This window comes from Lactococcus fujiensis JCM 16395 (genome assembly GCF_002441655.1).
GTDB classification, from domain to species: domain Bacteria; phylum Bacillota; class Bacilli; order Lactobacillales; family Streptococcaceae; genus Lactococcus; species Lactococcus fujiensis.
In genome coordinates this window covers 1-12,529 of the sequence record NZ_JXJU01000022.1, presented here as the reverse complement: position 1 = coordinate 12,529, position 12,529 = coordinate 1, and the positions used below count along the sequence as shown (strand labels likewise).

General features: G+C 33.7%; 12 protein-coding genes. All 12 read left to right on the top strand.

Features of this window, described 5'->3' with window-relative positions:
• Positions 1 to 545 precede the first annotated feature (545 nt).
• Positions 546 to 1,412 carry a hypothetical protein gene (locus RT41_RS09620; RefSeq protein ID WP_096819165.1) on the top strand — a complete coding sequence of 289 codons (867 nt, stop codon included), beginning with the start codon at positions 546 to 548 and terminating at the stop codon, positions 1,410 to 1,412.
• A 16-nt stretch (positions 1,413 to 1,428) separates the two neighbouring features.
• A complete protein-coding gene (locus tag RT41_RS09615) occupies positions 1,429 to 2,124 on the top strand; it encodes a hypothetical protein (RefSeq protein WP_096819163.1) in 696 nt (231 codons plus the stop codon).
• 98 nt (positions 2,125 to 2,222) lie between these two features.
• Positions 2,223 to 2,909 carry a hypothetical protein gene (locus tag RT41_RS09610; RefSeq protein WP_096819161.1) on the top strand — a complete coding sequence of 229 codons (687 nt, stop codon included), beginning with the start codon at positions 2,223 to 2,225 and terminating at the stop codon, positions 2,907 to 2,909.
• A gap of 35 nt (positions 2,910 to 2,944) precedes the next feature.
• Positions 2,945 to 3,427: a hypothetical protein gene (locus tag RT41_RS09605; RefSeq protein WP_054639999.1), complete on the top strand. Its 483-nt coding sequence runs from the start codon at positions 2,945 to 2,947 to the stop codon at positions 3,425 to 3,427.
• 10 nt (positions 3,428 to 3,437) lie between these two features.
• Positions 3,438 to 3,632 carry a hypothetical protein gene (locus tag RT41_RS09600; RefSeq protein ID WP_096819159.1) on the top strand — a complete coding sequence of 65 codons (195 nt, stop codon included), beginning with the start codon at positions 3,438 to 3,440 and terminating at the stop codon, positions 3,630 to 3,632.
• A 6-nt stretch (positions 3,633 to 3,638) separates the two neighbouring features.
• On the top strand, positions 3,639 to 3,884 hold the full coding sequence (locus RT41_RS09595) for a hypothetical protein (RefSeq protein WP_054639997.1): 246 nt from the start codon (positions 3,639 to 3,641) through the stop codon (positions 3,882 to 3,884).
• Complete coding sequence (locus RT41_RS09590) at positions 3,874 to 4,512, top strand: hypothetical protein (protein WP_096819157.1); 639 nt, start codon at positions 3,874 to 3,876, stop codon at positions 4,510 to 4,512. The genes RT41_RS09595 and RT41_RS09590 overlap by 11 nt, the downstream gene beginning before the upstream one ends.
• Before the next feature lie 138 nt (positions 4,513 to 4,650).
• Positions 4,651 to 5,607, top strand: coding sequence for a HEAT repeat domain-containing protein (locus RT41_RS09585; protein WP_054639995.1), 957 nt, complete (start codon positions 4,651 to 4,653; stop codon positions 5,605 to 5,607).
• A 132-nt stretch (positions 5,608 to 5,739) separates the two neighbouring features.
• Complete coding sequence (locus RT41_RS09580; protein WP_054639994.1) at positions 5,740 to 6,741, top strand: TIGR02452 family protein; 1,002 nt, start codon at positions 5,740 to 5,742, stop codon at positions 6,739 to 6,741.
• Positions 6,742 to 6,754: 13 nt separating this feature from the next.
• Positions 6,755 to 7,888 carry a PARP domain-containing protein gene (locus RT41_RS09575; RefSeq protein WP_096819155.1) on the top strand — a complete coding sequence of 378 codons (1,134 nt, stop codon included), beginning with the start codon at positions 6,755 to 6,757 and terminating at the stop codon, positions 7,886 to 7,888.
• A complete protein-coding gene (locus RT41_RS09570) occupies positions 7,885 to 9,033 on the top strand; it encodes a hypothetical protein (RefSeq protein WP_096819153.1) in 1,149 nt (382 codons plus the stop codon). The genes RT41_RS09575 and RT41_RS09570 overlap by 4 nt, the downstream gene beginning before the upstream one ends.
• Positions 9,034 to 9,141: 108 nt before the next feature.
• Entirely contained in the window at positions 9,142 to 11,634 is a 2,493-nt protein-coding gene (locus tag RT41_RS09565; RefSeq protein ID WP_096819151.1) for an SNF2-related protein, read from the top strand.
• The last annotated feature ends 895 nt before the right edge of the window (positions 11,635 to 12,529 follow it).

Below are 12,529 nucleotides of genomic sequence, written 5' to 3'. Positions count from 1 at the left end.
AGTCTAACTTTTGGGGTGCACATCAATAGACGGTTCTTATTTTTTTGTGATTTTTTCAATCAACAAGACAATAAAGTTAAGCAAGTTAATAAGTAACGCACAAATGGCGATTACTAACATTGCAACACTTATTGACATAAGAATGCTCCTTCCTGTTGGATTTTAAACTTACTTTCATAAGCCTCACCACCTTTCAAGAGCCACCGTCTATTAAACTTCTACACTATCAATTATACCATAAGGACAACAGAAACAAGGCTACCGAATGTGATTGATAAGAAGCCGTTTATGAGTATTTAACGTTGATAACAAACCAAAAATTGTAATGATTTAAAATCCATTTTCTGAAAACAACCTGGATAAAATTAATATTAAACCCTCCAACTATTCTGTTCAAATGAAAACTAAATAATCGCTTTAACAAAGGGAGACGGTGGTATTGTTGAATCAAAGTAAAAATATAAATCAAGCCAATAAATTGGCTTGTTTTTTTTTACTGAAACCTTTTGGCATTTTTTATGCAAAAAAACATAATGGAGAAAAAAATGAAACTTAAAACTGTACCCACTAAAACTTCAGTAGAAATTAACGAATTTATTGTCGATGTTGATCTGTCCCAACGAGAGAAATCAAAAAAGATTGAAAACTTGATCAATGAGGACTTTAAAACACTCGGTGAACTCTATTGCTTGTTCGAAGAAAAACGAAATAGCCTTCAAGGAATTATTTCAGAAGAAACACCCATTGAATTGGAACTCATTCCTGAACCACTCAATCCAATATGGCTTGAAAAACTTGACGATTATACTCCCGTTGTTCGTTTTTCAAATGGTGAATTCTATCCAATTAGTGATTATTCCTCAGTAGATGAATTAAGTGATGTCTTAAATGGCAAAAATTTTTATGATGACTTAAATAAAGAAAGGGAATTTTCCTACGATGGGAAATACGAAAATGCATACGGCTCTGCAATATTAGTGCCAATAGAAGGATGGTATCCAGAACGTTCATTACCATTCATGAGGGAATTTCTTGAGGATGCAATGGACATTATTGAAAAATCTCTTGGAAAGCATCTAACGATGAAATTCTTATTGCAATGGTCGAAAGATAATAACTTTGATTATTTCGAAGAAGATGATAATGAAGATAACTTTGATTTTAAAGAAACGACTTTAGATTTTCTAGAACAGCTCAATTATTTTGGTTTTGTGAAATTGGTCGAAGACATTGCGGAAACTGCGAATGGAAGAATATCAAAGCACTATTTCAGAGCCGCACAATGGTGTGGTTATTCTCAGGGCGAAGGTGGCCTCATTCTGTACGAGGGGTTCCAGGAAACACCAGAAACAATGGATTCTTATTACGAGTCAATCGCAGCAGGGGATTCCTACTTTAAACAAATCAAATGAAAGAAGTTAATTATAAATGGCAAATGAAACAGACGTTACTGGAACAATGTATTTTAAAGGAAATTGGGATAAGAGTATTATAAAGCGATTTGTTGAGGTGTTCAATCGACACTTCTTTACCGGATATGGAACTTATTTTACTGAAATAGTCGATGTCGATTACGATGACAATCTGGCTAGTTTCAACGCTACAGGTCGTACAAGTTACGAAGTCAACTTAAGAAATTTGAACAATTGGGCATTAAATAATGATTGTCCCGTGGACATGAATAAAGAGCAGTTTAATGATGAATGGAAACCCCTTTTATCAGAAATGTACCAAAACAATTTAAAAATTGAAATTGAATATACCGATGAAGCTCAAATAAACAATAGGCTAGTAGCAGCATCTGGTCAAATTTCTGTCCGTAATAAAAATAATCAATTAAGTCTATCTTACAAAAATCTAAGACACTGGCAGTATCCCTATAACCGAACAAATTTGCAATATTTGGGCCTGTGTTCTGATGATGACTATCCCATCTCAAAAAATGATGTTAAAAAGAAACTAAAAGAAAGTTACGGTTTAATTTTCAGAGAAGAAAATGACGGAAAACACAAAATGTTAAATGCTGTTCAAGAAAACCAACTAAATTATTACTTTGAATTCATGCCATTCGCAAAAAGTGTTGAAGAAATTCTTTGTAATTTGTCTTGGATACCATCAACATAGATATCAATAGCAAATAAATATAAATCAAGCCAATAAATTGGCTTGTTTTTTTATCTTGCATTAAAAAATTTGTAACAAAAAATGAAAGAAGAAAACATATGGCGAACATATCAAGTGCATTTGGCACACTAGATTTTAAAGGAACTTGGAACAAATCATTATTTGAAAAATTCATTTCCATTTTCAATAAACACCTCAATGATAAGGTAGGTGACTATTACCTAATTATTGACAACGAGAACTTTGAAAAAGGGGAAGCAAACATCAGAGGTATTGGGCGTTGGACTTTTGAAAACAACCTCTCATTGATGAACAACTGGGCTCTTAATTCGTTTAACTATTCTACGCAAACAAAAGAAGAATGCGAATCGGAATGGGAAAACCTGTTGAAAGAAGTACATGAAAAAGAGCTAATCATTGAAATTGATTACGTTGATGAAGAATCTGGACTAGAATACCTCGTCAGTAATGCTGGAATTATTGATGTTCAAGAAACTGATGAAGGCTTAAAGCTCGTTTATGAATTAATGGATTCAGACGAATATGAATACAATCGTTCAAATTTAATTGCCCTTGATATTTATGATGAAGAAGATTTTGAGGTTCAATTAAAGGATATCAAAGAAACCCTTCTTGAAGATTACAAACTTATTTACCGTAATGACAAAGAGCATGAATGTAAAAAATTGACTCAAGCTCAAGAAGATGAAATTGAAAAAGTTCTTGATGATAATCCATGGGCTGGAGACGTAGAAGATATTTTAGTAGAAATCGACTGGTTATAAAACGAAATAAGAAAATAAAGAAAGAAGGTGAAAAAATGGCAGTAAAATTTAATAACAGCAAGGCAAGATATTTCTCGGAATTGTTAAAAGGAAAAACAATTCAGGAACTCTTAGCTGATGTTAAAGAAACGGAAGAATGGGATGCTGAACATTACGGTCTTGACCCAAATGATATTCCTCGACGAGTAAATGATGCCAGAATTGAAATTGAACAAGTTCTGGAAGTATTTAATAAGGTCAAATTCCTTAAAAAGCCGCTAACCTTTGCGGTCAATGCATGGGGTTATGAGCAAACTAACTATGAAAACTTCTCAGTTATTGGCTCTTACCGAGCATCAATGATTGCTGTTTCAGACAACGGTCGACTAATTTACTCGATTGCAACAAAGAAATTTAAAGATAAAGTGCCTGGCACCTACTTAGACAGTTATGGGGTTCGCTCTACTGACTGGAAACCAGCTTACACTAGTGAAGATATTGCTGAAGAAAGAATGTACAATGCCTACTATGGCCATTGATGAGGTTAACATGTTAGAAACAGACGAACAATTCTACGGAGTAGACAACAAAAAAGCACTACGTGAGTTTGAAAAAATGGGCTTTAAAAAGTTAACTTGTAACTTCATTCAACCAGCAGAGATTTTATCTCTTTATGTTGCATTTGGTGTTTTTGAACTAAAAGCAAAGGATGAAGTGTCTGCGTCTTTCAGACTAGAAAAGTGAAAATTTATGAAACAATTAGATCGCTATTTGGTTGAACATAAAAGTGACCTTCCAGAAATTTGTGAGGAACTATTAGATGAATATGGTTCTGATTATGAAGATGAGCCTCGAGTCTACTTTTATTATAATGTCAGCACTAATCAAGTTCTCCCCAGTTTGCGTCACCATGAGGAGCAAACAGTTGCAATTTGGCATCAAGCAACAAAGACAATGGAAATGTTAAAAGGGAAAGGAGAAACAGTTGTCATTTAACACAGAAAAAATTAATTCCGAAGAAATGCTCAATTTTTTAGATTGGTATCAAAAACGTTCGGTAAAAAAAGATTTACCAAAAAATGTAAATTCAAATGAAGATGTGATTGCCTATTATTTCAAAAATGAAATAAAAGAATTAGATGAAAATACTTCTCCATTTACTGTTGAAGAACGATTAAAATTAGAGAAATTATTTACAATTATCGATTTCAACGTCCAACAGGATCATAATCACCGACCTTTCAATTTCATCTATGATTTACCTATTTTTGAAAAAACCGTCTACGAAGAAGGAAACACATTCATCGTACAACTTATACCCGAGTGGTTACCAGCACCTTATGGTGATGATTTAGATAGGCTTGCCCTCGATGATAACAATGGTGCTTTCTATGAACAGTTTTACTTAAATCATTTTCCAGAAAGCAGCGTAACCGAAATCGAATCAGCCTACCAAGCAGGTGACTGGAACTGGAAAATGACGATCGAAGAAGAACTAAACAATGACACCTATGATGATTTAGTTATCGAATTTGACCGATTCGAATGCCAAAATAAAGAAGAGGTGATTAAACAGATTGAAAAAGAATTTAAGGAATTTACAATTCTTTGCAATCAGTATTAATTAATCAATTATGGAGATTATTGTTTCCCATTGTTTTGCCAGTGATAAATCACTGGTGTATTAATTATTGCCAATTAAAAAATAATTGGATATTACTCTAAAAAAAATAAGACGCCAATGGCGCAAGGAGAAAAAACAATGACACAACCAACATTCACAGTAGAATCAATCGCTCTTGAAACTGAACCAGCAAAACTTGAAGCTGCATTCGAAAACGTAAAAGACGACTTTGATTTAATTCTTGCCATTTTACGTAATGAAAATACACCTGAATCAGTTCTCATGGAATTAATTGATGATGAAGATGGTGAATCTACTTTTGGAGATGATTATGAAACATTAGTTATTGAAGCTGTGAAAAATCCTCATTTGCCTAAATCTGAAATTTCACGTTTTGCTAAGAGTCCAGATTCACTCCTTCGTAAAGCAATTGCTTGTAACCCATCAACTGATACATTTACACTATCAGTGCTATGTAATGACCCAATTTCTGAAGTTGTTTCAGCGGTTGCATCACATCCAAACATCACTGCAGATTTAATGGACTACCTTTCACCACACGAAAATTCTTATGTTCGAACTGCACTTGCTAAAAATGAAAACTTGTCAGACAAAATTGCAGGAATTCTTGTTGATGATGAGAACCCATACGTTCGTGTTGCTCTTGCCTCAAACCCAATGGTCAAAGCAGAAATTCTACATTTGCTTGCATCAGATAAAGATGCAAATACTCGTAGTGCTGTCGCTAAAAATGATTCAACGGATGTTGACGATTTGACGGACTTAGCTTTTGACGAAAAGAAAGAAGTGATCAAAGCCGTAGCAACAAACATTAAACTTGCAGGTGACATCGTTTCTATCCTTTCAAAAGACGAAAACTCTTATGTTCGTACAGGAATTGCATCAAATCCTAACTTGGATGATGAAGCCATCGAACAATTATCACACGATGAAAGCCCATACGTACGTTCTGAATTAGCTGCAAACGCCGCACTTTCAGTTGAACAGCTTGATGTTCTTAAGAAAGATGTGAACATGTTCGTACGTAGCGCAGCTCACAAAACGATTAAAGCCAAAATTACTACAACTGAATAATAAATTGCCAGCACTAAAGTGCTGGCTTTTTTTGTTTCGACATATTGTTGTCATTATTTATGTTACCACTTTTTATGGCACCACTAATACTGATACTTTACCAGAATCAACATACAAAAAGGAGAATGACTAATGAAAGACAATAAAGCTTCAGCTGAAGAAACAATGCGTGCCTTTAATAATGAAGAAAATGCATTACCAACAAAAACTACTTATTTTCCAGAAAAAATCGGGAAAAAAATGGAAGATAACGCCCCCAGTTTTGAAACACAGATATTAGTTTTTAACGAAAACTGCGTGAACCGTGTATTTACGGAAGTTTATGCAGGTCACAAAACTGGAATTATGAATTTTGCATCTCCAATATTCCCTGGTGGTGGCTTCCTTAATGGTGCGTCAGCACAAGAGGAAGCAATTTGTCGTGGCTCATACCTCTATCCAGAAATCATTGCTCAAAAAGCCTATTACGAGAACAATCGTGCAATTGATTATACAAAGCATACGGCAGGACTTATCTACTCCGAAAATGTGAAATTCATTAAAGCAGAAATTAAGGACATTGAAGAATTTGTGGAACCTGTATTTGCGGATGTGGTAACAGTTGCTGCACCACAAGTTATTATTGGTCAACAGAACGAACAAATTGATACAGAATTAACTGAAAAGATTATTCAAACACTTAGACAATTCAAGGAACACAATGTGGAATCTATAGTTCTCGGTGCCTTTGGTTGTGGCGTTTTTGGAAATAACCCCCATCATGTTGCATCTCTCTTTGATATGCTTTTACAGTCAGAAGAATTTGACCATGCCTTTAAACGTGTCATATTTTCGACTTTCAAGAACAATATACAACCTTTTCTCGCAATGGCTAATACCATCGAAAAGTTGGACAAAACATTTCTAGAATCGAAACGTATTTCATCACCCGTTTCAATGTTTAATAACGGTGATGATTATAAGGAAATGGCTGATTTATACGGAATGGATGGATTTTACGTTTCTTTTGAAGAAATTGAATATCTTTATCCCGAATTAGAAATTGAAACAATTTATAACCTTCTCGAATACATGTACCAAAATACGGACGTGATATTGAGCAAATGCTACGAAGAAATGATTGCTGAACAATAAGAAAGGAGCCGAGTTGGCTAAAATACAAACAGTAAATGCTATACAAGAAAAACTCATGGGATTTATTAAACACCTTAACATGACAATCAGGGGCAAAAAGGATGATTTAGCCTGGCTCCAAAACATTAATAATTATGCTTTTTTAAAGGAAGTAAGTACTGAATCCGCAAAAAGCGTTGAAAAGTTTTGTCGCTATACGGTAGAAAGTTATTATCAAATACTTTTGAAACCATCTGTTGATGGTGTAGAATACACCAACAACAGTTATACTGTAGAAGATGAAAATATTACAAATTTGCTGTCAGAAATCATCTCAAATGATGTTTGGATTAATAAGAATAACTACAACAATACTGAACATGATATTAAAGTTGTATTAGATCTCATTGTTATTGGACTGCTCGTTGCGATTAATCGCAAAAACCTCTTTGAAGAATTGAAAGATATTCTATCCGAAATATCTCATACTGAAGTTAATGTGAAAGATGACCTTGTTATTATATATGAAATTCTTTCAACAAAGTATTCAGCTGAAGAAAAAAACAATATTATTATTACCGACGAAAAAGTAAATCAAATGATGGGACTTCTCGATTTTAATTTAGTAAAAACTACTAAAGATGATGAAAATGAAATTAATTATATTAAAACTAATTTCAAGAACAGCCATCATGTCAAAGACTATTTAATCAATGATAATAATTACGAGTTTTTCAAAATTGAAAATAAATTAATTGAAGAAAAATTTAATCCAAAAGAATTAGATACTCAACTTCTCGTTCATGGAACAAAAAAGAAAAATATATTATCCATCTTAAACTCAGGTATAGCAAGTCAACCGGGATACATTTCAAGTGGTTCAATGCTCGGTGTTGGTGCCTATTTCGCAAGACTTGATGAAGTCGGAAAATCAATGCAATATGCTGATCAATTCCTTTTGGTCGCAGAAGTAGCTACTGGAAAAGAATACAAACTAAGTGCCCCATGTGATGGCCGAAAATTATTGATTAGCAATCCAGAATATCAATCTGTTCATTGTGTTGCTGGTCCATACTTGCGACATGACGAGTATTGTATCTATCATGATAATCAAATTAAGGTCAAATATCTCATACAAATTAAACCAACAACAGAGGAAATCAAATGATTAAACCATTAGACTTGTCAGGTATCGAATCAACCATCCTTGATTTTCAAGGGGATTTCGAGCCTACATTCACAAATAAGAGTGTTACTAAATTAGAACAACTTATATCAAAACTCACAAAAATAAAGAATGCCTACGTCAATCAAGAAGAAACAGTTTCGGACGAAGTAGAGGGATGGTCAAAGTTCTTACTTGATGAATTGCCAAAAGCTGAAGAATTGAGAAAATTAAATTCGATTTTTAATCTAGCCATTCACGTCAAAAGCAAAAATAAAATAGTCAGCTCAAAAAAACAGACAGGCCGAAAACTGATCGTTAGTAGAAAATCTGGGAATGCTAAAACAAGTAAAGCGACAATTACAGGTAAAATACAAAAGAATGTGCTTTTCGTTTTATCTAACTCACAATTTAAAGACATCGATTTTGATGACTTCCCTGAAAATGCCGAAAATGAACATATTAAGTTAAATTTCTATTATATTCGCTCAACGATTGCGGAAAAATTGTTTAATAAATTCCCAAGACGATTGGCATCCGACATCATTATTAGCTTTGACCCATATCTTAGAAAGGCACCCGTCCAATCACTTGTCTTTGTCAAAAAAGAGGAACATGAATATCAAGTATTTAAATTAGGTGAAAATAGCGGTTTCGATAGTTATCTGACAAAAGGCATTGGGTCTATCAATTATAAGACGCCAACATACAATGAAAAAAAAATTATACTTCAATCACTTCGTCTTTCTAGCAATTCATATTCGAAGACCCCAGAAAAATGGATTGAAGCCTATAACTTTAGTACATTAAAAGAAGAACGGGAAAGTTATTACAAATTTATGGACTTCAATTCGTATGTTAGCTACCTTCAAGCAAAAGTTGAGGGCAATAATATTGAAGCATTAATTAAGAAAAACAAACTCAAATCACAACAAGTACATGCATTAGGTGAAGTTCAGAAAACACATCTTCCATTCATAGCTTCAGCTAAACAGGCTTTGATTGCATCAGACATCACCATCATTGCTTCATCTAAGCGCAATGACATAGCTGGTTACGACACAAAAGGGGATTGGAGGCATTCATCTACCCCTAGTTTGGAATTCATTTGTGCAACAGAAACAAATGAAGTTAATTTGGAACTTTAATAAGAAAAAGAGCAGATTTCTGTCTCTTTTTTAAAGTTTCAGGAATGCTAACAAACTGCTCTAGGATTGCTTTATCAAGCAGTTCAACAATTATTAAAGGAAAAAATAATGAAAACAATTAAATACATATCAGCAAGCAACTTTTCAAGATATTTCCCTTTCGAGGATAATATTTTTGGAGAAACACAGGAAGAAGTTTTTGAAACTCTTGCCATATTGTTAGGCCTAAGCGTTCAACAATTGGAAAAAATATACTCATCAAAAGATATTGGAACCATCAGTATTCATGAAAAAGTCTATTTTTGGTTACAAAAAGACCCTACAAAGGAGAAAACATGGGTACAATTCCTGCTTCATCATACAAACAAAAATGCGTATCGCTACCTTGCAACAAATAGCGAAAAATCAGTACTCCCTAAGTCAATCACGGAATTGTTCAACTTGGAACCCTTACAAGAAAGTATTCAAAGTATTAATAGCAAAATTGTCTACAAGACTCATCCTTTGATTGAATCAGTTTCTGATGAAACATTTAATCAACTTTTTGAATCTATTAATTTCTACAAGCAACAAAAACGTGTCATTAAAGAGGGAGCGAATGCTCTACTCAATAAAGTGAATTCGTTCTTCTATCTTGGTGAAATGGGTGTCGGTAAAACAATGACTTCAGTTGCTATGTTCGAAATGGCTAAGAAATTGAGAAATACTCCTAATGCTCGCTGCGCAGTCATTGCTCCTGACCATTTGGTCAGCAAGTGGAAAGATGAAATCCTTTTAGTCAATGCTTCAGTTACTGTCGATATTTTGCCTGAACATTTTTCTAACTACAAAGTACATACAGATTACCTTATTATTCCATTATCTTTTTGTTCCCAAAAGACAGAGAAGCAATATTACGATGTTTATATCAGTAAAATGGTAAAAAAGACAACGAACATCATTGGTAAACAGTTTAAGAATAATTTCGCATTATCGATTTTCGATGAAAGCCATCTCCTTTCACAACCTAAATTTGCAGACCAACTCCACGAATTAGCTCACATCGGTAAACAAAATATTCTAGCAACTGGTACCTCTATTGCAGGCAAAGTGACAGATATGTTCCCTCAAATTTTTGGCTTTTTCCAAGATGTTCTGGTTAAACTAATCGATGAACATGTCGATTCAAGAAAAATTGGCCGAAATCGTTCAAATAAAATGAGTAAATCATATAATATAATCCAAAAAGCTTATACTGAAACATACGGTTCATATTCTTATGCTCTAGGCAGAAATTCGGACAAAACGAATATGAAAACAGAAGTTGGATTGAATGCTGAATTCATCACAGACATCATCATTCAAAATGCGATTTTCTTAACAACTGAACAAGTTTGGGATGACAAAGTAGAAAACTTGATTTTCCAACCTATCTTCGTCCAAATGACACCAGAACAAAAGAATGCCGCCAACCTCTTGAACGGTGTAGCCAAGAAAGCTAAAAGTGAAGGAGACAAGCGAGTTTTCAGCCGTTACTTAACTAAAATTAACGAGTACATGGATAATCCTGAAGTACCTGATTTAACTTTCAGAGATGAAATCTTGTGGACACCTGAAATTTCAGCAATGGAATACTATTTTGATGATGAAATTCTGTTGCCTAAAGAACAAAAACTGGTCGACATTATAACAATGGAAAAATCACAAGACCGTCCTGTCATTGTATTTGTTAAACACATTGATCGGCTCAAAGGACGTTTACAATCTGTGCTTCAAAATGCAGGCTTCAAAGTAGGAACCCTTCCTGCTTCACGAAAAGCGGACGAACGTCAAGATTATATTAACAAAAAGATCTGTAACGAAAAAGTAGATGTTATGCTCCTTGACCCACATAAAGTAGCAACGGGAGTTGACTTAATCTCAGCACCAACAGTGTTGTTCTTTAATACTGGATTCGATTATTTTGAAGTGGGTCAGTCAGAACGACGTTCATTCCGTATCGGACAACGTCGCCAAACTCGTGTTTATTACCTTGCTTATGCAGGTGATGCTGATACACCGACCATTCAAGACCAAGTTTTGACAATGATTGCACAGAAAAAACGTGCAATGGAAGCTGTTCAAGGGTCAGTGGACGAAGAAGGGCTTTCATCATTATTAGGGAAAGAAAACAACTCTATCCTTAATGCTTTGGTTGCCAACATGGACAATGACAACAATACTGTTAAAGCAGATGTTGAAGATTTTGGGTCTAAACAAGAATACTATCTTAGCAACTTTGGTAAAGAATTGGAAGTTGAAGATGGTGGTCGTCCTCAATTGGACGAAAACCTCAATTTCATTTGGCCAGGTCTTGATACATCAGAATACGCTAAAGTACTTCCAAGCAAAATTTCTCAAAAAGAAATGGCGAAGAAACCTGTAGAAGAAACAATTAAAACTGTTGAAGAAGTTGCTGTGTCAAAGGTTGACTTCTCTTTCGATGATGATGGAATGATGGACCTCTTTAGTTTTGATGACTATGATTTGTCTGCTCAATTTACCACAATTTTTGCAGAAGAAAAGGTCGAACCTGTCCAAGAAATAGAAGTTGCAACAAAAACGAAAGCAAATTATGCATAAAAAAAGCCCTGATATATTCAGGGCTTTTTTCTTACATTTCTTTAACATTTTTTAAAACTTAATTTAGAAAGGAGTTTTTGGGGTACTACTGCTTAGAAAGCAAACAAGTATTGCTAAAGATTATTATGGAAAAGACTAGCATAAGTTTATTATAACATACTGTAAACGTTTAACAAGAGAGGGCTTAAAAAGGAGAAAAAAACTACCTGCTATTAAAACAGGTAGTTTCAGAGATTTTCACTAGAGATAAGGAGTATAAATTTATATATAAAAGTAAAACTAAAACCTTATCAAAATGAAAAACTTTCTTGTGTTGATAAAATCATTATAACACTTAAAATATATATTGCAACTTCACTAGAAAAGCAAAGTTAACGACACGAAAAACATCAATATCAAATATGAACAGGCTTGAGTAATAAACAATCATAATAAACGAGATTACTATCAATGTATAATTAAAAGCTCGATGTAATTTTGATACGAAAAGTCCTGTCATAAGAACTGTGGCGATTATCAAATACCTAGTGATAATAAATAGATTTGAATGTAAAAAATCCCGATCAATAGGTAAAACAGGGTTATTTGTTAACAAAGCTAGCAAAAAAGATATGATTAATAATCCAACTAAGTAAAACCTCAAAGTCATTAATGAATATGGCTTCATTTCACTTGACCCCCCCTAAAGTACTAACGGCGATACAAACGTATAGTCAGGTATTTCTAAAAATATCAAACAATGTTATTTTTTTTTAAATTAATTATAACATGATTGTAAATAAATAGGAATTAAAGAGTTTATACATTCTAATTTCAAGGCATCATAAAAGCAACAAGAAATCTTGTTGCTTTTAATTTAGATACCAAATTCGGTTCTGTTGCAAAGTTTAAAAAT